Origin of the sequence: Pseudonocardia sp. EC080619-01 (assembly GCF_001420995.1) — a bacterium.
Lineage (GTDB): Bacteria > Actinomycetota > Actinomycetes > Mycobacteriales > Pseudonocardiaceae > Pseudonocardia.
Genome location: NZ_CP012184.1, coordinates 2,966,570 through 2,989,097, shown reverse-complemented (window position 1 = coordinate 2,989,097; position 22,528 = coordinate 2,966,570). Strand labels below are relative to the sequence as shown.

26 protein-coding genes and 1 tRNA gene are annotated in these 22,528 nt (G+C 69.6%); 6 read left to right on the top strand and 21 right to left on the bottom strand.

Going from position 1 to position 22,528, the window contains the following annotated elements:
• Positions 1-54: 54 nt before the first annotated feature.
• Genes AD017_RS14020 through AD017_RS14010 form a run of 3 tightly spaced genes read right to left on the bottom strand, consistent with a single transcriptional unit; the run spans position 55 to position 3,059 of the window.
• Positions 55-1,224: a hypothetical protein gene (locus AD017_RS14020; RefSeq protein ID WP_060574488.1), complete on the bottom strand. Its 1,170-nt coding sequence runs from the start codon at positions 1,222-1,224 to the stop codon at positions 55-57.
• A 52-nt stretch (positions 1,225-1,276) separates the two neighbouring features.
• Positions 1,277-1,861, bottom strand: coding sequence for a dCTP deaminase (gene dcd, locus AD017_RS14015; protein ID WP_010226059.1), 585 nt, complete (start codon positions 1,859-1,861; stop codon positions 1,277-1,279).
• Between the two features lie 25 nt (positions 1,862-1,886).
• Positions 1,887-3,059, bottom strand: a complete 1,173-nt coding sequence (locus AD017_RS14010; RefSeq protein WP_060574487.1) for a UDP-N-acetylglucosamine 2-epimerase — start codon at positions 3,057-3,059, stop codon at positions 1,887-1,889.
• Between the two features lie 163 nt (positions 3,060-3,222).
• Between AD017_RS14010 and AD017_RS14005 the strand changes: the two genes are divergently transcribed.
• Positions 3,223-3,293: transfer RNA gene (locus AD017_RS14005), tRNA-Gly, on the top strand.
• A 103-nt stretch (positions 3,294-3,396) separates the two neighbouring features.
• On the opposite strand, the gene AD017_RS14000 is transcribed toward AD017_RS14005, so the two are convergent.
• The 10 genes from AD017_RS14000 to AD017_RS13960 form a co-directional block, all read right to left on the bottom strand.
• Positions 3,397-4,569 carry a tyrosine-type recombinase/integrase gene (locus AD017_RS14000; protein WP_082399241.1) on the bottom strand — a complete coding sequence of 391 codons (1,173 nt, stop codon included), beginning with the start codon at positions 4,567-4,569 and terminating at the stop codon, positions 3,397-3,399.
• Positions 4,569-4,796, bottom strand: coding sequence for a helix-turn-helix domain-containing protein (locus AD017_RS13995; RefSeq protein WP_060574486.1), 228 nt, complete (start codon positions 4,794-4,796; stop codon positions 4,569-4,571). The genes AD017_RS14000 and AD017_RS13995 overlap by 1 nt, the downstream gene beginning before the upstream one ends.
• Positions 4,789-6,144, bottom strand: a complete 1,356-nt coding sequence (locus tag AD017_RS13990; protein ID WP_060574485.1) for a replication initiator — start codon at positions 6,142-6,144, stop codon at positions 4,789-4,791. The genes AD017_RS13995 and AD017_RS13990 overlap by 8 nt, the downstream gene beginning before the upstream one ends.
• Positions 6,145-6,238: 94 nt before the next feature.
• Positions 6,239-6,904, bottom strand: coding sequence for a hypothetical protein (locus tag AD017_RS13985; protein ID WP_227013374.1), 666 nt, complete (start codon positions 6,902-6,904; stop codon positions 6,239-6,241).
• Positions 6,901-7,116, bottom strand: a complete 216-nt coding sequence (locus tag AD017_RS13980) for a hypothetical protein (protein ID WP_060574483.1) — start codon at positions 7,114-7,116, stop codon at positions 6,901-6,903. Before AD017_RS13980 ends, AD017_RS13985 begins: the two co-directional genes overlap by 4 nt.
• Positions 7,116-8,492, bottom strand: coding sequence for an FtsK/SpoIIIE domain-containing protein (locus tag AD017_RS13975; protein WP_227012744.1), 1,377 nt, complete (start codon positions 8,490-8,492; stop codon positions 7,116-7,118). Before AD017_RS13975 ends, AD017_RS13980 begins: the two co-directional genes overlap by 1 nt.
• A 154-nt stretch (positions 8,493-8,646) precedes the next feature.
• Positions 8,647-8,853 carry a hypothetical protein gene (locus AD017_RS13970; RefSeq protein WP_227013373.1) on the bottom strand — a complete coding sequence of 69 codons (207 nt, stop codon included), beginning with the start codon at positions 8,851-8,853 and terminating at the stop codon, positions 8,647-8,649.
• Positions 8,841-9,179, bottom strand: a complete 339-nt coding sequence (locus tag AD017_RS13965) for a hypothetical protein (protein ID WP_060574481.1) — start codon at positions 9,177-9,179, stop codon at positions 8,841-8,843. Before AD017_RS13965 ends, AD017_RS13970 begins: the two co-directional genes overlap by 13 nt.
• 5 nt (positions 9,180-9,184) lie before the next feature.
• Positions 9,185-9,373, bottom strand: coding sequence for a hypothetical protein (locus AD017_RS33430; protein WP_082399240.1), 189 nt, complete (start codon positions 9,371-9,373; stop codon positions 9,185-9,187).
• Positions 9,374-9,700: 327 nt separating this feature from the next.
• The gene (locus tag AD017_RS13960; protein WP_060574480.1) at positions 9,701-10,102 is read right to left on the bottom strand and encodes a hypothetical protein; all 402 of its coding nucleotides are present in this window, start codon (positions 10,100-10,102) and stop codon (positions 9,701-9,703) included.
• Positions 10,103-10,230: 128 nt separating this feature from the next.
• Between AD017_RS13960 and AD017_RS13955 the strand changes: the two genes are divergently transcribed.
• Genes AD017_RS13955 through AD017_RS13945 form a run of 3 tightly spaced genes read left to right on the top strand, consistent with a single transcriptional unit; the run spans position 10,231 to position 12,607 of the window.
• Entirely contained in the window at positions 10,231-11,100 is an 870-nt protein-coding gene (locus AD017_RS13955) for a winged helix-turn-helix domain-containing protein (protein WP_060574479.1), read from the top strand.
• Positions 11,097-11,789: an HAD family hydrolase gene (locus AD017_RS13950; RefSeq protein WP_082399238.1), complete on the top strand. Its 693-nt coding sequence runs from the start codon at positions 11,097-11,099 to the stop codon at positions 11,787-11,789. Before AD017_RS13955 ends, AD017_RS13950 begins: the two co-directional genes overlap by 4 nt.
• Entirely contained in the window at positions 11,681-12,607 is a 927-nt protein-coding gene (locus AD017_RS13945; RefSeq protein WP_082399237.1) for a phosphotransferase, read from the top strand. Before AD017_RS13950 ends, AD017_RS13945 begins: the two co-directional genes overlap by 109 nt.
• Before the next feature lie 142 nt (positions 12,608-12,749).
• On the opposite strand, the gene AD017_RS13940 is transcribed toward AD017_RS13945, so the two are convergent.
• The 6 genes from AD017_RS13940 to AD017_RS13920 form a co-directional block, all read right to left on the bottom strand.
• Entirely contained in the window at positions 12,750-14,531 is a 1,782-nt protein-coding gene (locus AD017_RS13940) for an IS481 family transposase (RefSeq protein WP_369821688.1), read from the bottom strand.
• Positions 14,532-14,781: 250 nt separating this feature from the next.
• Entirely contained in the window at positions 14,782-16,221 is a 1,440-nt protein-coding gene (locus AD017_RS33425; RefSeq protein WP_082538253.1) for a hypothetical protein, read from the bottom strand.
• Positions 16,218-17,345 carry a helix-turn-helix domain-containing protein gene (locus AD017_RS37415; RefSeq protein WP_369821687.1) on the bottom strand — a complete coding sequence of 376 codons (1,128 nt, stop codon included), beginning with the start codon at positions 17,343-17,345 and terminating at the stop codon, positions 16,218-16,220. Before AD017_RS37415 ends, AD017_RS33425 begins: the two co-directional genes overlap by 4 nt.
• Positions 17,346-17,429: 84 nt before the next feature.
• Positions 17,430-17,726, bottom strand: coding sequence for a hypothetical protein (locus tag AD017_RS13930; RefSeq protein WP_145982754.1), 297 nt, complete (start codon positions 17,724-17,726; stop codon positions 17,430-17,432).
• 966 nt (positions 17,727-18,692) lie between these two features.
• Entirely contained in the window at positions 18,693-19,151 is a 459-nt protein-coding gene (locus AD017_RS13925) for a hypothetical protein (RefSeq protein ID WP_060574474.1), read from the bottom strand.
• Positions 19,152-19,241: 90 nt separating this feature from the next.
• A complete protein-coding gene (locus tag AD017_RS13920) occupies positions 19,242-20,174 on the bottom strand; it encodes an NADP-dependent oxidoreductase (RefSeq protein ID WP_060574473.1) in 933 nt (310 codons plus the stop codon).
• Positions 20,175-20,244: 70 nt separating this feature from the next.
• On the opposite strand from AD017_RS13920, the gene AD017_RS13915 reads away from it, so the two are divergent.
• Together AD017_RS13915 and AD017_RS13910 are read left to right on the top strand one after the other, a co-directional pair.
• Positions 20,245-20,826, top strand: a complete 582-nt coding sequence (locus AD017_RS13915; protein WP_010226078.1) for a TetR/AcrR family transcriptional regulator — start codon at positions 20,245-20,247, stop codon at positions 20,824-20,826.
• Positions 20,827-20,867: 41 nt separating this feature from the next.
• Entirely contained in the window at positions 20,868-21,398 is a 531-nt protein-coding gene (locus AD017_RS13910; RefSeq protein WP_145982753.1) for a barstar family protein, read from the top strand.
• Here the strand turns inward: AD017_RS13910 and AD017_RS13905 are convergent.
• Positions 21,395-21,769, bottom strand: coding sequence for a hypothetical protein (locus AD017_RS13905; RefSeq protein WP_010226082.1), 375 nt, complete (start codon positions 21,767-21,769; stop codon positions 21,395-21,397). The two genes, AD017_RS13910 and AD017_RS13905, sit on opposite strands and share 4 nt — an antisense overlap.
• Before the next feature lie 66 nt (positions 21,770-21,835).
• Positions 21,836-22,459: a pyridoxamine 5'-phosphate oxidase family protein gene (locus AD017_RS13900; RefSeq protein WP_010226084.1), complete on the bottom strand. Its 624-nt coding sequence runs from the start codon at positions 22,457-22,459 to the stop codon at positions 21,836-21,838.
• Positions 22,460-22,528 lie beyond the last annotated feature (69 nt).

Below are 22,528 nucleotides of genomic sequence, written 5' to 3'. Positions count from 1 at the left end.
ACGGCCGGGCACCCCACGGGGTGCCCGGCCGTTCCGCGTCGGGAGGGGCTCCGCTCAGCAGGGGGCGAAGGAGCTGACCTGGAAGGTCGGCCGAGCGGCCCCGGTGCGGGTCAGCTCGACCCGCCCGAGCTGCGGGGCCGCCGCACCCCAGGCGGAGGCACAGGCGTCGACGGTCGTGGTGCCACCGGGCGGGACGTCCGGTTCGGACTTCCGGTCCGGACGCGTCGGCTCCGCCCCGGCCGGGAGCCGCGAATGCAGCACGGCGACGGCGTCCTCGCAGGTCGCAGCCCCCGTGGCGGCCCGGAGCTGCGCGACCGCCGGTTCCTGGGCGACCCGGCAGACCCGCGCCGGGTTCCCGTCCACGACGCCGGTGTCCAGCGTGACCAGTGCGAGCTGCGGCCGCTCCACCCCGAGCTCGGCGCGGAACTGCGCCCCTGCCTGGGCATCGACCCGCGCCTGGTCCTGCTGGATCTCGGCGGACCGGAACGTGTAGCCGATCCCGGCCAGCACCAGCAGCACCCCGCCGACGGCGAGGACCTTCCACCGGGGCAGCAGGAGCAGCCCGGCGACGACGACGCCCGTCGCCAGCGCCATGCCCCAGGCCCACGGGTTGCGCGCGGTGCCGTACACCAGCGCGGCGATCAGCACGACGCCCGCGACGTGCGGAGCCCACCCGAACAGCAGCCGATCGAGGCGCAGCAGGGCGAGCAGGACGAGGGTCCCGAACCCGAGCCCGGCCGGGACCCACCACCGGCCCGGCTCGTCCAGGAACGGGAACAGGAACAGGGCGGTCCCGGCGAGCCCGAGCGCGGTCGCGCCCCGGACGCTGCGGGGGCGGAGCCTGCGCCAGTGCCGCCAGGGGTCCTCGACGGGCTCCTCCGGGGCGGGACGGTCGCGCGGTGGCCCGGCGACCGAGCCGTCGACGGTCCGGGGCGGGTCGTCCCGTCCGGCGGGTGCGGGACGGCGCTCCAGCGCCCGGCCGGGCGGCTCAGCGGGGGCGGCGGTGCCGGGCGCGGCGGTGTCGGGCGAAGCGGTGCCGGGCGAAGCGGTGCCGGGCGAAGCGGTGCCGGACGAAGCGGTGCCGGACGAAGCGGTGCCGGACGAAGCGGTGCCGGACGTGCCGGTGGGTGCGGCAGGCCGTCGGCCCCGGTCGGGACGGCCCGGGCGGCGACGCCCAGTCGCCCACGGGTCGGGGTGCTCCGGGGAGCTGCGCTCGGCGTCCATCACCGGCCAGCGTAGCGATCCGGCGGCCCCTCCCGGGTTCCGCGGAACGGGATCAGGTGCGGCGGGTGTCGGTGCGGTGGAAGCTCCGGAAGGCGCGCGACGGCGTCGGGCCCCGCTGGCCCTGGTAGCGGGAGCCGACGCCCTCGCTGCCGTAGGGCCGCTCGGCGGGGCTGGACAGCCGGAACAGGCACAACTGGCCGATCTTCATCCCCGGCCACAGGGTGATCGGCAGGTTCGCCACGTTGGAGAGCTCCAGCGTGATGTGCCCGGTGAAACCGGGATCGATGAACCCGGCCGTCGAGTGGGTCAGCAGGCCCAGCCGTCCCAGCGAGCTCTTGCCCTCCAGCCGGCCCGCGAGGTCGTCGGGCAGCCCGACGCGCTCGAACGTCGAGCCGAGCACGAACTCGCCCGGGTGCAGCACGAACTGCTCCCCGTCGGGTGTCTCCACCGACGTGGTCAGCTCGTCCTGCTGCTGGGACGGGTCGATGTGGGTGTAGCGCGAGTTCTGGAACACCCGGAAGTACCGGTCCAGCCGGACGTCGATGCTGGACGGCTGGAGCATCTCGACGTCCCACGGATCGAGCACGAGCCGGTCGGACTCGATCTCCTTGCGCAGGTCGCCGTCGGAGAGCAGCACCGGGACACCCTAGCGAGCGCGCGGATCACGCCTCGGACGACTCCTCCTCCGAGGCGCTCCCGTCCGCGCTGTGCCGGCCCCCGCCGGTGCCGTCGGGCAGCTGTGGGGAGCGGCAGAGTCCGAACATCCACGCGACCGCCTGCTCGGCCCGGGCCGCCTCGAGCCCGTCCGACGGGGCCGGTCGGCGCCCGTGGTCCCCGTCCATCACCTGCGCGACGGCGGGGACGGCGTCGTGCGCGGCGATGCTGCGGATCGAGTCACCCGGCTGCGGCACGTTCGGGCCGTCCACCAGGACGGCGAGGGTGCCCAGACCGGGGGCGTCGGCGACCAGCTCGTGGTCGTCGCTGATCAGGACGGTCGCGGCGGCCATCACGGCCAGCTCGTCGGGCAGGGCCAGCTCGGGGACGACGGTCACCCGTGGGTGCCGGCCCAGTACCGGCACCGGGTCGGCGGTGGCCTGCGCACCGGTGACGACGAACTCGACCCGTGGGTAGCGCTCCAGCAGGTCCGCCAGCGCGCCGAGCACCGGCAGCGACGACGACCGCTCCAGGTCCACGAGCACCAGCCGCCGCTGCGCGTCGCGCACCCGTTCGAGGACGTCCACGCAGCCCTGGTCGGACGGCGCCGGCAGCGAGTTGACCGTGTCGCCGATGGTGAGCACGTTCGGGCCGAGGGGACTGCCGAGCGCGGACCCGCTCGTCGTCAGGAACAGCGACGCGAGCTGCCCGATCACCCGGCGGTGCGCCTCCTGCGGGAACGGGCAGAGCAGGTCGTCGGTGCCCATGCCGGCCTGCATGTGCACGATCGGGATCCGGCGCCAGAACGCGACCGTGGCGGCGACGGCGGCGGCCATCCCGCCTCCGTGCACGAGCACCGCGGACGGGTCCTGGTCGACCATCAGCCGGTCGAGCCGGACCAGCAGCGCCGCCGCGACGTCGGCGACGCCGGACACGACGTCGGTGGGCAGCAGGACCGTGATGTCGGTCGGGACACCGAGGGCCTCGAACGCCTCGTGCACCGCCATCGGGTCGGGTCCGGTCGCGACGGTGATGCCGCGGATCCGGTCCGCGGCGGCGACGGCCGCCGCGACGGGCGCCAGCCGGGCCACCTCGGGGCGGCTCCCCGCGATGAGGAGGATGTCGTGCTCGTGGTCCGTATCGTCGGACCCACCGCCCGGCAGCGGCTCGAACCCGCTCATCGTGGCCCCCTCCAGCCGGCTGACAGACCGACGTCGCGAGTGTGCGTGACGGCCGGTGGAGGGGTCGAGACAGCCGCGCCGGGTGGTCGGTTCGTGCGGCGACCGGGCCCGGGTGGCCCGTGACGGGCGGGGAGGGCGTGGTGCTAGGGTGATCTCACGCCGTGCGGATGTAGTTCAATGGTAGAACATCAGCTTCCCAAGCTGAATACGCGGGTTCGATTCCCGTCATCCGCTCAGAATACGAGGGCCCAGGTCAGCGGCAGGTTTCCCGCCGAGCCTGGGCCTTCGTCGTTTCCGGGGAACGGTCTCTCGTGCGATCCCCGTGCGATTCGGGATCTCATCCAGCGGCCGGCGGATCGTGCTCGTCGGCCTGCGGCGGTACGGACCCACGACGGTGGTCGTCGACCAGGCCGCTCAGCCCATCGGCGATCCGGCGGTCGGCCGAGCTGGTCGCGCGCTGGTAGATGAGGGCCGCTCGCATGTCGTCGTGGCCCATCCGCGACATCAGGTCCTTCGTGCTGGCCCCGGTCTGCGCCGCCCAGAGGTTGCCGGTGTGGCGCAGGTCGTGGAAGTGCAGGCCGGGCGCTCCGAGCTTCTTGACCGTCTCGACCCAGCGGACCAGGTTGTTGAAGTGTGCCCGGCGCAGGGCCCCGCCCTTGGGCCCGGTGAACAGCAACGCGTCGGGCTCCGGGCCGACGTACTCACGCAGGTGCTCCACCAGGTCCGGACGGACCGCCGTCGGGATGCTGATCGTCCGGACCCCGGCCCGGGACTTCGGCGGTCCGACGACGATCCCCCGCCCGACGACCTCGGTGTGGGCGACGCTGACCCGGATCCAGCTCCCGTCGGCGGCGACGTCCTGGCGCCGGAGAGCGGTCGCCTCGCCCCATCGCAGCGTCGCGAACGAGGTCACGATGATCAGCATCCGCAGTCTCCGGTAGCGCATCGCGTCGGCCAGCTCGAACACCTGCGGCACGGTGAGGACCGGGCGTTCCGCCGGGTTCTCCTGGTCGGCGCCGCGGACCCGGCACGGATTCCGCGGAAGGATGCGGTCCTCGTCGACGGCAGTGTTGAGCACCGCCCGCAGGAGCCGGTACGCCTTGGCCGCCATCGTCTGGGACACCCCGGCGGCGAGCAGGTCGGCCCGCCAGTGCCGGACGAGCGCCGTGGTCAGCTCGCCGAGCGCGACCCCACCGAGGGTGGGGACGATGTGCCGGGCCAGCAACCATCGGTACAGCTCGACGGTGCGCGGCCGGAGCCCCGCGCGCTGCTCGACCCAGCGTTCGGCGTAGTCGACAAGGCGGACCTTGGCCCGGGACGGATCCGTCCACTCGCCCTGACTGATCGTCGCCTCGACCCGGGACAGGTAGACGTCGGCATCGGTCTTGCGGGCGAACGTGGTCGGCGCGCTCCGCCGCTGCCCGTCCGGACCGAGGTAGCTCGCCTGGTAGCGGCCGGAGGGCAGCTTGCGCACGTGCCCGAACCGGCGGTGACCCCGCTTATTCGCCATCAGGCCACCCCGCCGAGGTCACGCCAGACGCTCGCGGCGGTCACCGGCTCGACCCGCCCGGCCTGAACGAAGGCGTCGAGGTCGGCGACGGCGAAGCGCACGTGTCGACCGACCCGGAAGAAGGTGACGCGGCGTTCGGCAATGAGCCGGCGGACGAAGCGCACCGACGTGTTCAGGTGCTCAGCCGCCTGCGGGACGGTCAAGTACTGCGCGGTCGAGTCAGCCATGACGGGCCTCCTTCCTGCTCGTGCGTTGTTCTCGTCGTCGTTCGGCGATGCCGAGTGCGATCTCTCGTTCCGCGTCGTTGCGGTGGCCGATGTGGACGACGGCCCAGTCGTTGACCACCAGCACGGACGCTGCGTCTGCCGGGGTGTCGAGAGCGGCAAGGGTCTCGCCGAGGCGGTAGGTGCGTCGGTCGCTGCGGATCGCGCCGAAGGTCGTGGAGTAGGCGCGGGATTTGGTGAGGAAGTGGCCGCGGAACCCGAGCATGTGTGCCCACCGGCGCAGGTTCAGCCCCTCGTACTCTTCGCGTCCGCCGAGCTCCCACGCGGTCTCGATCAGCCGTCGGTGGTGCGGGGTGATGTCGAGGTGGTCGAGGTGGGCGATGTCGCGGATCGGGCGGTCGGTGGCTTCGCTCTTGCCGGTGCCTTTGGTGGCGTACTTGGCGACGTAGGCGGCCAGGGCTGAGTCGGTGATCTCGCCGTCGTCGTTCTCCAGCGCGACCGCGGTCGTGCTGGTGATGGGGCGGATGTCGACCTGAGTGCCCCAGGTGAGCACCTGCCGGGTGCTGTCGGGCCGGTCGACGGTCAGCGACACGTCGTGGGCGGCGTCCCGGATCGCGGCGTGCAGCGCGTCGGCGGTGATCCCGGCGGGTGGCGCGGTCCAGGGCCCGTCGGGGCCGTCGAGGCGCACGATGGCGTGGAAGTGGACCAGCCCGCGGCGCTGGTACTCGGCCACCTTGGCGTAGGAGAGCCGGGCGTGGTCCCGGAAGTCGCGGACCCGGACCCCGAGCGCGTGGGCGAGCAGGCGCCGGAGCCGGATGGCGAACCGGTTCCACAGGACCCCGGAGTGCGCCTGCCAGAGCACGGCGCCCACGTAGTCGTGTGACTCAGGGTCGAGGGCGCAGCCGACGCGTGGGTCGTCGCGGTGGTGCTTGTCCCCGCAGCGGCAGGGGACGACGAGGCCGCGGGCGGTGGCCCGGCGGGTGTGGACCGGCCCGAACGAGGGCGCGGTCAGCGTGACGAACAGCCGCGGGTGCGCTGCCGCGGTGTCCGGGACGCCCTTGCCGCCGGCCATTCCGGAGCGGAGGAGGTGGTAGGCGTCGGAGGCGTAGCGGTCCGAGCAGGCCGGGCACACCGACGCTCGGCGGTTGCCGCAGGGGGCGAGGATCTCGCCTTCCCTCTCGGCAAGGACGGTGCCGGTGGCCCGGTCGTAGATCCGCGAGGAACCGGTCAGGTGGACGGGTGCGGCGCAGCCGCCGATGGCGGTGACCTCCCGCCGCCAGTCCTGAAAGCCCTTGGAACGGAGGAGGTGGGACAGGTCGTGGTCGTGCTGTGTGGTCGTGGCAGCCGTCATCACGGCATCCCTCCCGGGGATGGTTCGTGGCGGTGGGTTAGGGGTGGCGCCGACCCCGCTGGGAGCTGGACTCACGCGGCGGGACCGGGCCGGATCACCGGCGGTAGAGGCGGTGCTCGTGCTCGATCTCGACCGGCCCCGGAGTGAAGCCGTGGTAGCGGGCCAGGAGCCGGGCGGCGGCCCGGTAGGACGAGGCGTGGCCGACGAGTGCGCCGTGGTCGTTCTCGACCCGGTAGCGGCCGCTGTCGCGCAGCAGGGTCCCGCCCTGCCCGGTCGTGCCGAGGCAGACCAGCGCCTTACCGGGCTCGACCACGTCGACGCCGATCAGCCCGGTGGAGCGCTGCGGCGCCTTCGCGGACTCTGGTGCCCGGGTGGGTTCCGGGATGGGGCGGAGGTGGTCCCAGCGCGACACCATGTCCCGGGTCGCCTTGGGCACGAGCACCGAGTGGGCCGGGCCCTCAGCACCGGCGTGGTGGATGTGGTGGGTGCCGCCGAGGCGCAGGTGTCCGGTGTCGAGGAGCTGGGCCACGGTGTCCCCGTCGTGGCGGGCGAGTGCGTCGGCGCAGCCGGGGCGAGCCGGGTCCGCCCGCAGGACCAGGCCCGTGCGCTCGATGACGAACAGGCCCGGATCCTGGGCCAGGGCGACGACGCGAGCGACTTCCCGCGGGTCCTGCGTCGCGGCGGGCCCGTGGTCGCTGGTCTCGATGACGTCCGGGTCCCCGAACAGCGCGCCCTGCACCGTGCTCGTCTGGCCGGTCATGCCGACCACCACCAGGTAGCGCGGGCCTCCCACGACCACTCGCGGGCGAGCTGACGCACGACGTACCACTCGGCGACAACGGCCCCGGCGAGGACGACCCAGAACCATCCCGAGGCGGTGCCGAGGTAGAGCCAGGTCCCGGCCACGATGATGGCGAACAGCAGGGTGAACTTGGCCCAGGTGCGCAGGACCCATGCGGTGGTGGTGCCCATCAGGCGGCCCCCCGCCCTGTGTCGAGGTCGATCACGTCCGCATCCGCAGGCGGGGTGCAGCGCTGCACCAGCTCGGCGATGTCGTCATCTGAGACGAAGGCGGCCCGGAAGCGGACCGGGAGGCGGGAGCCCTTGTCGATGACGAAGCCGATCCCGGCGTGGCGGGCGTCGCCGGGGATCTCATCGGCCAGCGCCCCGCGTTCCCGGGCTCCTTCGCCGAGGACCATGTCGACGTGGGAGGCGGCGGTGACGCCGAGGCAGATCCGCTGGGTGAACAGCTCCCGCACGTCTACGACGTCCTTGGACGGCTCCTGTAGGTAGCCGTGGACGGCGAACAGCGACGCCCGACCCTGGGTCATCACCTCTGCCAGCAGACGGAGGGCGTCGCGGACGGAGGTGCGGTCGCCGTAGGCGGTGAGCATCGCCATCTCGTCGATGACCAGCAGCTCCACTGGCGTCCCCGTGCTGGGGGTGCAGGCGCGGATGTTCTGGTCGCGCATGTCGTCCTGCCGGTCCCGCATGGCGTCGCGGAACTCCGTGAGCAGCTCCAGCGCGGCGGGCATGGAGGTGGCGTAGCGGTGGAACAGCGGCGCGCCCTGCTCGGTCTCCACGCCGCCCTTGAGGTCCACCATCCACACGCGGACGATGCCGTCGCGGATGCACGGTCCGACCCCGCACAGGGTCGACCAGAGCACGGAGCCCTTCCCGGAGCCGGAGGCGCCGGCGACGAGGCGGTGTCCGCCGATGACGGGGGCGGTGAAGGGCTCGCCGCGCTCGTTGTCCCCGATCTCCACCGCGCCCAGGTCCACGTCGTCGGCCTGCTCGGGGATGTCCGGGGCGGGGATGGTGCGGGTGAACGGCAGCTCCCACTCGATGACGATCGCGACGACGCCGGGTCGGTGTCGGGTGATCGCGACTCGGTGCGCGATCAGGGCTTCCCAGAGGATCGAGGAGCGTTCCTGCCAGTAGGCGACGTCCTGTCCGCGGACCATGCGGACGTAGACGGTGTCGATCGACGCCGACGCCGACCGGACTCGCAGCACGCGGGGGACGAGCTGGTCGCCGGTGTGGCGGTGCTCCTTCGTGAGTCCGCAGTCGGACATGAGCTGCGCCCAGCGACGACCCCGGTAGACCGTCCAACGCCGCCACGTGGCCCGCAGAGCCGGTGCGGCGAACCGATCGAAGCTCGCCGGGTGAGCGCGGCCCCAGACCGCCACCGAGGCGACCAGGACGCCAAGCCCGAGACCGGTGACGAGCGGCCCGACCGTCAGGATCAGGCCCAGGACGACGAGCGGGACGGCGACGAACCCGGGGTGACGTGCGGTCCAGGCCAGCGCCTGGAACTCCCGCCCCGGCGGCCGAGACGCACGACCCACATGAGTGCGTGCCGGGCCGTTCATGCGTGTTGCAGAGCTACTACGCTTGTTCACTGCTACCAGTCCTCACGAGAGTTGTCGGGTAGCAGGGGCGCCCGCTGTGTGTTTCCGCCAAGAATCAGTGCAGCGGGCGACCCCACCACCCAGAGATGGGTTACTTCTGTTCGCGCAAAGCCCCACGTGCCGAATCGAGGTGCACGGTGAGGTGGGCGACGTCGCGGGCGAGGTTGTCGTGGGTGTTCTTGAACCCACCCGTCCGATACGGAATCCCATGCAACGAACGCTTGAGTTCGCGCATCGCGGCATCCAGCTCCTCGACGGTGCGATCGACAGCCTTCGACATGGCGTTCACTTCCTCCATTCGCGGGAGACCAGCTCGGCCTCCCACTTCTTCGCCGCCGAGGCCATGACCCGCAGGGAGGCGTGCGCGGTCTTCGCCGAGGCCCGGATCTCCTCCGGCGACGCGGTCGACCAGTGCTCACCACCCGCGCCCGCCTTCGCCGACATCCCCTTCCCGGAGCACTTGGTCTTGGAGTCGGTGGCCTTCGCGGCGACCTTGTCCGCCTCGGCGAGCGCGTCCCCGACGAGCTGCAACGCCCGCCAGAACTCCCCGTACTTGCGCAGCGCCCGCCGGTTGACCTTCGGCAGCGTCGTGACCCGGTCCCGGGCCCCGAGGTTGATCGCCACCGCTCTCAGACCCCCTTGCGGATCGCGAGCTGGGCCAGGCGCAGTCCCTCCGCGACCCCGGCCCGCCACGCCTGCTCTGTCGCCACCACCGGGTGCTCGGTGCGGGCCCAGCGGCGCCGCTCGATCTCCAACCGCCGCACCAGCCGACCCACACCAGTCGTCACCCGCGGCCGGGTGCTCGTCGTTGTGCTCATCGCGTCATCTCCATCTCCGCCAGCGCCGCCGTGGGGCTGCTGGTCTCGCCGTCTCCGAAGCAGCCCGGGCAGACCCCGGAACCACCACACGCCCCACACTCGACACCGCAGGTCGAGTCGCCGTAGCCGTCGCACACATCGCACGCCCCGCTACCGCTGCATTCGCCACACACCACCGCAGATCACCCCTGGTCGAGGACACAGGTGTCCCCGTCTCGGAATTACTGGGAATTGCCGGAACACCATTCCGGCGACAGAAAAAGGGCCGCTGCATCAGGCGGCCAGCCCGTACATCACCGCGGGCGTCACCGACGACTCAGAGGTCGGTCAGGAGTGGTTCTCGTCGTCCTTGCCTCGCCGTATCGGCGCAGGAGCGGGGTGGGCGTGCTTGAGGCCCATCGCCTTGAACGCGATCCCCGACACCGTCCGACCGTCGGGGGACTCGATCGAGTACGGGTTGATCTTCGGGTCGATCAGCTGGACCCGGGCGTCCTCCCCGAATCCGTCGCCGGGATCGGTCGTCAGGGTCACCTTGATCTCCTCGCCCTTCGGTGCCCGCTGGCCTGCCTGGACCTGGAGCTTTGCGAACAGTGAGACTACGAACTGTGTGACTCCGTCCCGGTCGGTCACCGGCACCTCGGCGCCGTTCGCGTCCTGGCGGGTCTTGGGTGCGGGCGGCTCCACCACCGTGAGCTTGTAGCCGTCGAGCACCACCGGAAGATCCCTCATCACTGTCTCCTTCGTTCACCTGACCAGCTTGGCTAGCCATCTCAGAATGACGGGCTTGGCTAGCCATGTCAAGCACTAATGAGGAAGCTGGCTAGCCGGGCTAGCCAGCCGACCGATACCGTGGGGTCATGAGCACGCCAGCCGAGTTCCTCGCGCACCTGGACCCGGAGGATCCGCGCACCCCGTCGCAGCAGATCTCCAACCAGATCCGCGCCGCGATCAAGCTCGGCAAGCTCAAGGCGGGGGAGAAGCTGCCGTCCCAGCCCGACCTGGCCGAGCGCTACGGCGTCGCCCGCGAGACAGTCAAGGCCGCCCTGCGCCCCCTCTACGCCGAGCGACTGCTCATCAGCCGCCAGGGGAGCGGGGTGTTCGTCCGCGCCCAGACCGAGCTACCGGTGGGGCTGCGTCCGCACATCGAGGCTGCGTTCGAGCGCCCGCACGTGCGCATCGACTTCGCCGGGTTCTCCGGCGAGACCCTGGCCAACACCCTGTCCGAGGTCCTGGACAAGGTCCGCGCCGGACGCCTGAGCCCGGAGTCCATCGCCGTACGGATCATGCTGTCCGACCCCGGCGTGCCCCTCGCGCTCCCGTGTCGAGCCGACACCGCCGCCGACGACCCTGCTGTCCGCAAGCGCGCCGACCGGATCACCCGCCGCGCGGTGGACAGCATCACCGACGGCATCGGGGAGCTTGCCGACCTCGGGTTGGTGAAGTCCGCGACCGCGGAGGTCCGGGCGCACAGCGCCTCGCCGCTGTTCAAGCTCTACCTGATCAACGATGAGGAAGCGTTCTTCGGCTTCTACCCGGTCCTGGAACACACCGTCACCATCGACAAGGCGCCCGTGCCGATCTTCGACCCGATGGGCAAGGACGCCACCCTGTTTCACTTCTCCACCGGCGACGACGCCGAGACCAGCAACGGCCCCCAGTACGTCACCCAGGCTCGCACCTGGTTCGACTCCGTGTGGACGACCATCACCCGGGAGTACCCGCAGTGACCCTCCCGACCGGCACCCGCACCCAGCTCGCCGACCTGCTCCGCGGCGCCCGGGTCATGCTCCTGGACTTCGACGGGCCCGTCGCGCACCTGTTCGCCGGCCACCCTGCACCCGAGGTCGCGGCCGCCGTACGCCAGTTCGCCACCGTGCATGGCATCGACCTCAGCGAGGTTCGCACCGATGACCCGCTGGTTCTGCTCCGAGCCGCTTACCGGCATTCGCCCGAGTCCGGTCGTGACGTCGAGGCCCACGTGATCGAGCACGAGACCCGCGCCGCGACCGTCGCCGAACCGACCCCCGGAGCCCACGAGCTCATCCGCACCGCCGTCGCCACCGGCCACACCGTGCTGATCGTCAGCAACAACTCCGAACGAGCCATCCGGGTCTACCTGGCCCGCCACGACCTCACTGAACACGTCGCGCAGATCATCGGCCGGCCCTTCGGGCACCCCGAGCAGATGAAGCCCGACCCCCACCTACTGCGAGCAGCGCTTGAAATCAGTCGAGCGGCACCCAGCGATGCAGTGTTCGTCGGAGACTCGATCACCGACGTGCTCGCCGGGGCAGCAGCAGGAGTGCCGTGCATCGGCTACGCCAAGCAGCCCGAGCGCGCCGAGGGCCTGGCCGACGCGGACGCCCTGGTCGTCGTCGACGACATGCACACCCTCACCACCGCAGTACGCCCGTGACACCACTGCACCCCGACATCGCCCGCGCTGCACACTCACGATGGCCCGACCGCGCATCCGCCTGGATCAAGGCGCTCCCCGTCGAGCTGGCCGAGGTCTGCGCAGCACTCTCGGTCGCCCCAACCGGCCGGAGGTTCTCCGCGAGATCGGCCCACGTCGTCGAGGCCACGACCAGTACCGGCACTCGAATGATCCTGCGGTCGAGCCCAGACCCCGATGCCGTCCACCAGGCCGCCGTACTGGACCAGCTCGCGCGTGCTGGTCTGGCGCCTGCGGTCCATCTCCTTCGGAACACGCCCACAAGCACATGGACGGCAATGGACGCGGTCGAGCCCGGCGCATCGTTCGCCGAGCAGGAACCGCGGCCGCGGGACCTCGCGGATGTAGCCACGATGCTGCGCACCCTCGCCGATGAAGATGGTGCACCCCCGCTGCCGAGCATCGTTCCGTGGCTGCGAGCGCGGCTCACCAATCCGCCAGCCGACGACCAGCCACCCCACCGCGGCCCTGAATCCGCCGCAGTCCGCGAGGCCGCCAGCGTGGTTCTCGACGACCTTGCTGCCGACATGTTGGCCGGGCTGTGTCACGCCGACCTCTCGCCGCCCAACGTGCTCCACGGCCGCAGTCGGCTGTGGTTCATCGACCCCCGCGGGATGAACGGCGAAGCCGCCTACGACATCGCCGTGCTCGCGCTCAAGCTCAGCGACGACCACCTCGACACCGCCAGAGCCCTGGCCCGCAGCATTGCCCTCTCCAGCGGCACCGACCCCGACCGAGCGGACGCGTGGGTCACCGTCGCCGACGCTGCCACCGTCTAGCTACGGCAGCAGCCGCGAACGTCAAGCATCAGGTGAGACCGGAACGTCAAGCATCAGCCGGGACACGACAACGGCATCAGCGCTCTGTCGGGTCTCACCTGATGCTTGACGTTCCTGTCCCGGGTGATGGTTGACGTTCGGGCTAGGAAACTGTGCGGTCTGTCTGGGCCTTGAGATTACGGATCCCGCCGGTCGTGGTCCGGCTGACAGTGCGTTGAGCGCCGTCGGCGAGGTCGACGGTGATCGTGTGCTCGGCGACGTGGGCGGTGACCACGGTCCGGGCCTGATCACGGCCCAGGGCGATGAGCTGGCGGGCGATCATGATCGTGCCGGTGGCCGAGACCCGGCGGGTGACGGTGACCGGCTCGATGCTGGGTCGTGGTGGTGGTCCGGCGGGTCGGGCGCCACGCAGGTGGCGGGCCTGGTCGTAGGTCAACGGGTTCGGCCTGGTTCGCAGCAGCTCACGGGTTTCGGGGTCGAAGATCAGCAGGACGTGGTCCTCGATGCGGATGGTGACCCGGCGGCCGCCGAGGATCTCCGCGGCCAGTAACCAGGACCCGGCCAGGCAGATCGTGCCGACGCGGGAGACGGTGCGGTCGACCTCGATCGCGGTCCCGTCGGGCTCGACCGGGGGCAGTGGTGGCGGGCCGGCGGGCCGGCCTCCGGTCGCGGCGAGAGTGGCGAGCTGGCCGTCGGTGTAGGGGGAGCGGACGGTCTTGATCCGTGCCCCGCCGGCGGTGAGGTGGATGACCTGGGTGTCGGCCCAGAACGTGACGGTGACCCCGGCACGGAGCGGGCCCAACCAGAACTGCTTGCCCAGCACCGCCAGGTTCCCCGAGGCGGGGACGACCCGCTCGAACTCCACCGGCCCGCCCCGATAGACCTCGATCTCGGTGCTCGTCTCGTCATCCGGGGCCGGGCCGGGGTGCTCGGGGCCCTCGGCCGGGACGGGCGCGGCGGTGAGCCGGGCAGGCAGCCTCAGCGGGAGCAGGTCCTCGTCGCCGCGCTGGTCCTGGCTGGGAGCGAAGCGGTCGACCGGGCAGGCCATCTCGATGGCCTGGTGCGGGCGGACGCAGTTGTAGGTGGTGATCCACGAATCCAACGCCGCCTGCGCTGCGAGTGGGGTGTCGAACGGCTCGGCGTGGTCGAGCAGCTCCCGGCGCAGGGTTTGGTGGAACCGCTCGACCTTCCCGGTGGTGGTCGGGGTCGCGGGCTGGGTCAGCCGGTGGATGATGGCGTTGTCGCGGCAGATCCGGTCGAACAGGACCTCGCCGCCGCGGCCGAAGCGGGCGGTGAACTGCTTGCCGTTATCGGTCAGGACCTCATCGGGGACGCCGTAGCGGCGCAGCGCCTCGGCGAAGGCCAGACACACCGCCCGCCCGGTGGCCCGGATCATGACGGTGGCGATCACGGCGAAGCGGGAATGGTCATCGACCCCGGTCACGATCTTCGCCTCGGCCACGGTGCCGTCGGGCTGGCGGAGGCCGATGCCACCGACGATGTCGAGCTGCCAGAGCTGCATCGGGGCCGGGCGCTCCCACCGGCGGTAATCGCTTCGGAGCTTGCGTCGGCGGCGGGGTTCGACCAGGCCGTTGCGGTGCAGGATCCGCGCCACCGTGCTGCGCGAGGGCGCCTGGGCGCCGAAGCCGGGGCCGAGTTCGTGGGCGATGCGCCGGGGTCCCCAGCGGGGGTTGCCGCGGCGCATCTCGCAGACCGCCACCTCCACCGTCTCGGATGCCTGGTGGGGGCAGGAGTCCGGGCGATGTGAGCGCGACGCCAGCCCGGCCAGGCCCTCGGCGCGGTAGCGGGTGATCCAGCTGTGCAGCGTCTGGCGGGAGACGCCGAACTGGGCTGCGACCTGATAGCGCGGTTCGCCTTGCTCGACGGCCAGTACGGCGCGGTAGCGCTGCTCGACCACGGTCATGTCCACCAGGGCCAATCCCGGCCTCCCCACCACCCGCTGACCAGCACGGACAGCGGACAGGAAAGCCGATCAGGCCCGAACGTCAAGCATCAGGTGAGACCGGAACGTCAAGCATCAGCCGGGACACGACAACGGCATCAGCGCTCGCCGTGTCTAGACCTTCCATTCGGTATCAAGCGGCGCCTACGGCGCCGGCTGGGGGTGCGCTGCGGCCTCCGGCCGGTCGCACCCCCAGCCATGCGTGGGCCGCTTATCCCTTGAACGCTTCCAGCAATCGTTGGATGCCAGAGTCACTACCAAGTTTGTCAGGCGTGGCCGAGAACTCGCGGATCGCCTCGAGCAGGTCTCGAGATCGACGACTTGTCAACTTAGGCTCAAGTAGGTCCAGAAGCTCGTTCCACTGCGCTTCTCCAGTAGACGAACGAAGGGCACTCGAGACCTCAGGGGATCTGAACGCACGGAGTGAGATACTGGCCTGAGTTGAGGAGAATGTTTCGATCATCTCGCGGTAGTATCCGACTGCACCCCGCGAGACGCCGTAACCATTTCCTATAAAAGTTCTAGTGACCGCCTTGGCGTACTTCGCTGCAACGCCCTTTGGGACATCGCCGCCGTCACCAACCAGTTCACGTAATGTCCTTGCCGCACTTGGCTCAATATGGAAGTTATCGAACCCCTGATGTGCCACCATCAGACCGTCAACCGCTTTATCAATCTCAATCTGCCGTACTTGCTCCGGCAGGTAGGATTGACCGTCAACGAGGTCTATCAGTTCACGACTGTACCCCGCTTGCTCCTGGTCAGCGTTCGCAGCGAATCTTCCGTACCGATTCCCAAAGCCGTATCGGGTCTCATCGTCCAAGAGGGGCCAGATCTCAGGCCACAGAACACGAACATTGTCGGCGACAATAGGAGACCGGTCAGCATCAACATAGAGGCCGAAAAGGCCAGCCGCGAGAGACTGGGCCCGACGATCGTCGAGATCGTCAAAGAACGCAGTAATCTCGTCGACCCGGGCGTGATCGATCCGGTCACTGCGGACATTCGCCAGCAGTCGACCAGTCTCAGCAGTGATTTGGTCGTAAGATAGCGTCAGAACGTATCGAGCGCAGGTCTCCAGCCATGTAGCAAGCTGCAGTCCGGTAATCGATGCCTGGTTAGGATGGGCAGCCGACGCGTGATTACGCATAAATCGAATATGATTCAGCTCAGTGGCCGCGACCCGATCGAGCAAACCAATCTCATTACACGCGCGTATAAGATCGATGTCATTGACCTCGACCAGGTCCTCCACAGAGGACAAGCGCTTTCTTCTGTCAGGCGATGTGACTGCGATATCAAAGAAATACTTGAGATCAAACCCGGCGACACGTCGCCGGAGTTCCGAGACAGTTTCGTCCCAGAGATAGTTCAGGGCAGCATCAAAGAGCCCAACCGCAGCCGCTGCAATCATCTTACTGACATAGACCGCCCGCGCGCGGTCGTCAGCAGACAACTCAGATAACGCGTCATCGACATTCTTGAGAGCCCTCTGGCGTTCGATTGGGCTAACCAAGACGCCCTCCGCGGGCAATCCAAGATGCTGGATCTGCCCCAGGAGTAGATCTTGAAACTGGAGCAGACCGTCGCCAACCGCGGCCGGCGCCAAGGCTTGGGTCGGCTGCGAATGGATCCGTTCGAGGTCGCTCATCTCTTCTCGCAGACGCTAGTAGTGACGCCTTCTAAACGCGAACCTTCAACTGCTTCACTTGAGACTAGAGTCAGACTCCGACCGTCGCGGTTGCTTCGCGATCCGACTGCACCACTAGCCATCGACTCACCCGAAATCACAGTAGGAACTAGTCCAAAAATATGCCGACTAAACTCCGCCGGCGAAAGACACAAGTCGTCGATCAGGCGTCTCACGCCACCGCCTCCCGGAGACCGAAGATGGCTAAGCACCTTATCGAGGACTTGCGATGTTTCTGCAACGAGCTTACTGCCAGGCTCCGACGATCGGTATCCAGCTTTAGATAGCTCAACGCAACAAGATCGGTATCCCCATTCCGTAAGCAGTCCAATCTCGCGAAGCCGATGAGTTAGCGCCATCGCCGAGACTTTCCACCGCTTCCTCCCAGCTAGAATACGCTCTACCGAGGCGTTCCTCATATGTTGCCCTAGGACATCTTCGCGTGGCATGAGGAACGCCGCAGCGAACCGGTCCGCCTGCCTTTCGGCGTCGCGCCCGTGCACCCGCTCACTACCTTGATGCAATACGAGATGACCAAGCTCATGAGCAAGGTCGAAGCGCTGCCTTTCGGCAGTCTTTCCCGTATCGACAAGAATATAGGGAACGCCTCGCCTGAAGAACGAAAACGCATCGACGTCTCTCACCTCTTGCACTAGAGAGAAGATACGAACTCCACGGGACTCGAGCAAATGGAGAACGTTTGGCACTGGCTTTGAACCCAGCTCCCAATAGTTTCGAACCCTAAGAGCAACCTCCTCAACGGATGCCAAACCTGCGCCATCTGGCAGGGCGACTGAGAGAAGATCCGGATTAGGAGTCCTATAACGCGAAGAGATCCATTCGGCAATCTCAACGGCTATCTCCCCGCCCGCCAATGCCTGGTCACGACGAAACGCTGGTGTCTTCGACAGCGCCCTAAAGCTGACGGCCTCCAACGGAATTCCGTCAACTTCAGGAAGAGAAAAGAACTCCTCCCTAACGGACAAGGCGTCTGAAAGGCGAGACAAGCTGTCCGCTGAAGGTTCTTGCCGACCGTTCTCATACCGGCTGAGCGTTTGGGGATTCAGTTCCGCTATTCTACTCACGTCAGCGAGTGTCAGCCCGCGCAACTTCCGCGCCAGCAACAGGCGTGACGGTGAGACGGTCACCAAATCTTCCTTTCCTTCAAGCTATTCGAGCGGCTCGACGTCCACCACAGTATCCGTCTCGTTCTCGGGGGTCTCAACCGGCGGGATCTCGACATCCTCGCGAGAGTCGAACGGAATCGGCGGTAGCGGGATCCTATGCTTGTACTCAACCACTTCGTCGCCAGCGCGAGCAGAAGGACACGAAAGTTCGGAGTAAATCATCCCGTCGTGGTAGTCCGTCATGAACAGCCACGGTTCAGGCTCGTCGTACTCATCAACGTCTACCGGGTTCCCCCGGCGGTCCATCATTGGAATTGTTCGCGGGCAGCCGTCGATCATGCACCGAATGATGGATCCAAGACCGTTCTTAGGGGTGGGACAAGTACCGAATTGTCCCACCCCACCCCGCCCTGTCGTAACGATTACCTGGAACTCTCCCGAGGGGTGGAGAGTCTTCGGAAGCCCGTCAGCGTCGTCGACCTCCCACCCCGTCCTCTCGCGAAGCACAACGACTGTCTCGCTCCATCGATCCTGGCCTGGGGTCGACTTCGGCGCGAGGGGGCTCACAGCCAGCTGACGGCGCCGTCCAGCTTCGGCGGCAGCATGCAGGAGGTCCACAGTGAGACCTTTCGAGGCCAGCTCGTCGTTAGCCCAGGTCAACCACCGATCGCCGTCCTCCTGGGGGGACAGGAACTCTTGTGCTGCCAACGGTCCTCCTGGTCTCGGTCGCCTACAAATCCTACCTCATCTGAGGGCTAGAAAGTTGATAGACGCATAGGGCTGGTCGAACCCTCGACGCGGAGACGGCGTCGCATGCAGGACAGCTCCGCAGTCCAGACCGTCTCGCGGGATCGTCTTGCCAAGCCTGCGAGGTAGATCGGCTGCCTACTCATGCCCTCGCCGGGCGGGCTGATCTCCGGGATGGTGAGCGTGCCATCCCGCCGCCCTCCCTCCGGGCTACCACACGGACAACCGTGGGCGGAGCTTGACGACGTCGGCCGGCGGTTGAGTCGAGGGCCGCCCACGGCCGCCCGCGCGGTCGGCTTGCAGCAGGTCGACGGGATGGCACTGGCAGAGCAGCAGGGCTGCGGCTGCGTGCGACGAACGTGCGATACGGCAGAGTCCAGAGGGGGCAACAGCGGTCACTCGCGACCACCTCGACCCGCAGGTCAGGGCCCGGATCCGGCGACGTGCATCGGATTCCCAAGCTGAATACGCGAGTTCGATTCCCGTCATCCGCTCAGAACACGAAGGCCCAGGTCAGCGAGAAGTTCCTCGCCGATTCTGGGCCTTCGTCGTTCCTCGTCATGATCGCCGTGCGAACGTGCGTACCCCCAGGAGCACCACGATCCCGAGCAGCCCCTGAAGCGCGAGCGCGACGAGGGTGCCGGCGACGCCTGCCGCGGTCGTCGCCGCGGTGGAGAACGGCGCAGCGGCGCCGGGCGGTTCCGGAGCGGCGACCGGGACGACGACGAGCACCCACCAGGCGCAGGCGAGGAGCGTCGCCACGTCGAGCGCGCGACAGGCCCGGCGCGCGGAGCTCACAAGGGCCGCCGCAGCGCAGTACCCGCACCCGGCCAGCACCAGCACGGCGTTGCCGAGTGCGGGGGCGCCTGCCGTCGGCGAGCTCCCTGCCACGAGCCCCCGGACCCCGAGGCCGAAGGCCGCGGCCGCCAGGGCACCGCACAGCACGGCAGCCGCCGTCCGGCGTCCCCGGCTGCCCCCTCGCGGAGCGGCCCCGTCCGGTGCGTCCGCGTCGACCATGACGATCTCCTCTTCGTCCGGGGAGGACGACGATGCCGGTCGGTGCCCGGGAGCCCTCCCGGGGACGGTCGACCGGGACCGCGGGAGGGATCAGGGGCCGGTCTCCGGTCCGCCGGCGGCCGCTCCCGCCCGCACCAGCACGACCCGGCGCCCTCGCGCGTGGCCGGTGCGGCTGTCGACGTGCGCCGTGGCCACGTCGTCGAGCGCGTAGGACCGCTCGACGGGAATGCTCAGGACGCCCCGCTCGATGAGCCCGACGGCCTCGGCGAGCGCGTCCGGGACGCTCCCGCCCTCTCCGGAGAACCGGGCCCCGAACTCCGGCGCGCCGAGATCTGCGATGGAGACGACCCGCTGCGGATCACCCGTCAGCTCGACGAGCTCGCCGATCACGCCCGAGCCGGCCAGATCGAGGGCGGCGTCGACCGGCCCGAGCCCGCGCACCCGCCCGACCCAGCCGTCTCCGTACGTCGTCGCGACTGCCCCCAGGCTCCGGAGGTACTCCTGGTTGGCGGTGCCGGCGGTGCCGATCACCGTGATGCCGCGGTCCCGGGCGATCTGCAGCACCGCCGAGCCGACGCCGCCGGACGCGCCGCTGACCAGCAGCGTCTGTCCCGGCTGGACACCGACCTCGCGCAGGATGCGCAGCGCCGTCTCCACGACCGACGGGTAGCCCGCCGCCTCCGCGAAGGTCAGCCCCTCGGGGATGCGGGTCCAGGCCGTCAGCACCGCGAACTCGGCGTAGGTGTCCACACCCTCGCCGAACACGTGGTCGCCGATCTCCACCCCGTCGACGCCGTCGCCGATCTCGTCGACCACGCCGGAGGCGTCCAGCCCCAGCCCGGAGGGCAGCTCGACCGGTCGGAACGCCTGGAACTGTCCTTCGCGGACCCGCCAGTCGTGCGGGTTCACCCCTGCCGCGCGGACGGCGACGCGCACCTCGCCGGGACCCGCGTGGGGCTCCTCGACGTCGACGACCTGCAGGACCTCGGGACCGCCGAACTCGGCGAAGCTCACTCTCCTCATGCGGTCGAGACTAAGGCTAACGGTTAGTATTTTGCAACGGGTATGATTTCAGACCTGGTAGCCTCTCCTCGTGACCGCTCCGACCGGACGCCGTGAGCGCAAGAAGGCCGCGACCCGTCAGAAGATCGCCGACACTGCGATACGGCTCTTCCTGGAGCGCGGGTACGACACGGTGGGCATCCGCGACGTGGCCGCCGAGGCCGACGTCGCCGTCACCACGCTCTTCTCGCACTTCGCCTCCAAGGAGGCCCTGGTCTTCGAACAGGACGACGACGTCGAGCTCCGACTCGCGCACGCGGTCCGCGACCGGGCACCGGGCGAGCCACTCGTGCCCGCCCTGTGCCGGGAGATGCAGGCCATGGTCCGTCACTGCGCGTCGGGCGCCGCCGCCCCGATCTGGCGCATGATCGACGGGACGCCCGCACTGAAGGAGTACGAGAAGGCGATGCGCCTGCGACATGCCGCGTCGCTGACGACGGCGGTCGCCGCCGATGTCGGCGTGCCGCCGGACACGACGGCCTGCCGCACGCTCGCGACCTTCGTGATCGACTCCCACGCGCTGGCCCGCGAGGCACCCGATCCGGAGGCCGCGGTGGAGGAGATCTTCCGGATGATCGAGGGAGCCTGGGAGGTCGCCGGCCTCGCCCGGTGACGTGATTGCCGCCCGGCACGCGCGCGGGCACCATCGTCGCGATGGTGCGCCACGTGCTGTTCGACCCGACGGCGCCGGACCACACGGCGTCGTACTCGCGTTATGACCACCAGCTGCTGATGAACTCGTTCGTCCACCGGGTGGACGACCCCGAGGTCCTCGACGCGGCCGCCCGCCGGCTGTCCGAGCTCGGCTGGGTCGTACTGCGCCTGGACGCGGGGCGCTGGACCCGCGAGGCGGATCTCTACGACGGCTTCGCCGGGATCTTCGGCCTACCGGACGGCTACGGCCGCTCCGGGCTCGACGCCCTCGCGGACGCGCTCAGCGACGTCGCCGAGTTCACCTTCGGCGGCGCCGACCCGGCCTCCACGGGGACGGCCGTCCTGATCCGGCACCACGACGTACTGGACACGTTCCGGCCGGGGCTCGCCCACGCGGTGCTCGACGCGTTCGCCCGGGAGGCGCGGCTCGCCGCGCTGTACGGCCACCCGATGCTGTGCCTGGTCGAGTCGCCCGGACCGTTCGCGGACGTCGGTGCGGCCCCCGTCCTGGAGGCCCACACACCGCACTAGACGACGGGGCCTGCGTCACCCCGGACGACCCACCAACCGACGACGGCGAACGCGGTGACCAGCGGGATCACCACCAGGACGACCGGTCCGGCCAGCACCGCGAGCACCCCGAGCACGACGACCGCGATCCCGGAACCGAGGCCGGCGCTCAGCGCGAGCACGGTCGCGGCCTGGCCACCGGGCTCACCGGCCACCCAGGACAGTGTCCTGGCGACGAGACCGACGAACACCGCCAGAACCACACAGACGACGATCGCGGGACCCGGCAGCGCGGCCCCCGCCGCGAGCGCGATCGGGATCGCGAGTGCGGTGAGGACGGCGGACAGCAGGGCGCGCACGGATCGCCGGACCGGCGGGACGGGGGTGTTCACGTGGGCCCATTATTCACACCCTGACCAGCGGTTTCGATGTAATCTGCGTGACCCTCCGGGTACGGATCAGTAGAGCCGCTCCGCGTAGGACGGTCCGTAGTACTCCTCGATCTTCTCCAGCGGCTCGTCGGGCCGGGCCAGCTGCTGGGCGATCGCGGCGACCGACGGCAGCCGGTCCTTCTCCGGCCAGGTCGCCGCCTTCCACAGCTCGGAGCGCAGAAACGCCTTCGGGCAGTGCGTGAAGACCTGGTCCACGGCGACCTCGCAGGCCAGCAGGGGCCGGCGGCCCTTGACCGCGAGCTCGTCGAAGTAGGGCGCGTCCCGGACGAGCCGGGCCCGGCCGTTGATCCGCATGGTGTCGTTGCGGCCGGGCACCAGGAGGATCAGCCCGACGTGCGGGTTCTCCAAGACGTTGCGCCAGCCGTCCACCCGGCCGTTGCCGGGCCGCTCCGGGATCGCGACGGTGCGGTCGTCGACGACGTGCACGAAGCCCGCCGGATCGCCCTTCGGCGACACGTCGCACGTGCCGTCCGCACCGGAGGTCGCGAGCAGCAGGAACCGGGACACCGCGATCCACTCGCGGTGCACGTCGAGCAGATGGTCGCGCTCCTTGGCGATCGCCGGCGCAGTGGCCTCACCGGTGAGCTCCTGCAGTTCGGCGACGGTACGGATCTCCTGAGCAGCCGACATGCCCCGACAGTAGGCCGTCCCCCGGGACTGTTCACGGCGTTTCCGCGGTGATCACGGGTCGGGCAGGGG

Excerpts from the sequence above, each read along its gene's own strand:
- AD017_RS13900 (WP_010226084.1), bottom strand. The coding sequence starts at position 22,459 with ATGTCGGCTGCTCAGGAGATCCGTACCGTCGCCGAACTGCAGGAGCTC.
- AD017_RS13930 (WP_145982754.1), bottom strand. The coding sequence starts at position 17,726 with ATGATCGACGGCTGCCCGCGAACAATTCCAATGATGGACCGCCGGGGG.
- AD017_RS13970 (WP_227013373.1), bottom strand. The coding sequence starts at position 8,853 with ATGGAGGAAGTGAACGCCATGTCGAAGGCTGTCGATCGCACCGTCGAG.
- AD017_RS14010 (WP_060574487.1), bottom strand. The coding sequence starts at position 3,059 with ATGAGCGGGTTCGAGCCGCTGCCGGGCGGTGGGTCCGACGATACGGAC.
- AD017_RS33430 (WP_082399240.1), bottom strand. The coding sequence starts at position 9,373 with ATGAGCACAACGACGAGCACCCGGCCGCGGGTGACGACTGGTGTGGGT.
- AD017_RS13925 (WP_060574474.1), bottom strand. The coding sequence starts at position 19,151 with ATGGTCGACGCGGACGCACCGGACGGGGCCGCTCCGCGAGGGGGCAGC.
- AD017_RS13985 (WP_227013374.1), bottom strand. The coding sequence starts at position 6,904 with ATGACCGGCCAGACGAGCACGGTGCAGGGCGCGCTGTTCGGGGACCCG.
- AD017_RS14000 (WP_082399241.1), bottom strand. The coding sequence starts at position 4,569 with ATGGCGAATAAGCGGGGTCACCGCCGGTTCGGGCACGTGCGCAAGCTG.
- AD017_RS13980 (WP_060574483.1), bottom strand. The coding sequence starts at position 7,116 with ATGGGCACCACCACCGCATGGGTCCTGCGCACCTGGGCCAAGTTCACC.
- AD017_RS13995 (WP_060574486.1), bottom strand. The coding sequence starts at position 4,796 with ATGGCTGACTCGACCGCGCAGTACTTGACCGTCCCGCAGGCGGCTGAG.
- AD017_RS33425 (WP_082538253.1), bottom strand. The coding sequence starts at position 16,221 with ATGAGCGACCTCGAACGGATCCATTCGCAGCCGACCCAAGCCTTGGCG.
- AD017_RS13910 (WP_145982753.1), top strand. The coding sequence starts at position 20,868 with ATGGTGCGCCACGTGCTGTTCGACCCGACGGCGCCGGACCACACGGCG.
- AD017_RS13990 (WP_060574485.1), bottom strand. The coding sequence starts at position 6,144 with ATGACGGCTGCCACGACCACACAGCACGACCACGACCTGTCCCACCTC.
- AD017_RS14020 (WP_060574488.1), bottom strand. The coding sequence starts at position 1,224 with ATGGACGCCGAGCGCAGCTCCCCGGAGCACCCCGACCCGTGGGCGACT.
- AD017_RS13920 (WP_060574473.1), bottom strand. The coding sequence starts at position 20,174 with ATGAGGAGAGTGAGCTTCGCCGAGTTCGGCGGTCCCGAGGTCCTGCAG.
- AD017_RS13940 (WP_369821688.1), bottom strand. The coding sequence starts at position 14,531 with ATGACCGTGGTCGAGCAGCGCTACCGCGCCGTACTGGCCGTCGAGCAA.
- AD017_RS13955 (WP_060574479.1), top strand. The coding sequence starts at position 10,231 with ATGAGCACGCCAGCCGAGTTCCTCGCGCACCTGGACCCGGAGGATCCG.
- AD017_RS13960 (WP_060574480.1), bottom strand. The coding sequence starts at position 10,102 with ATGAGGGATCTTCCGGTGGTGCTCGACGGCTACAAGCTCACGGTGGTG.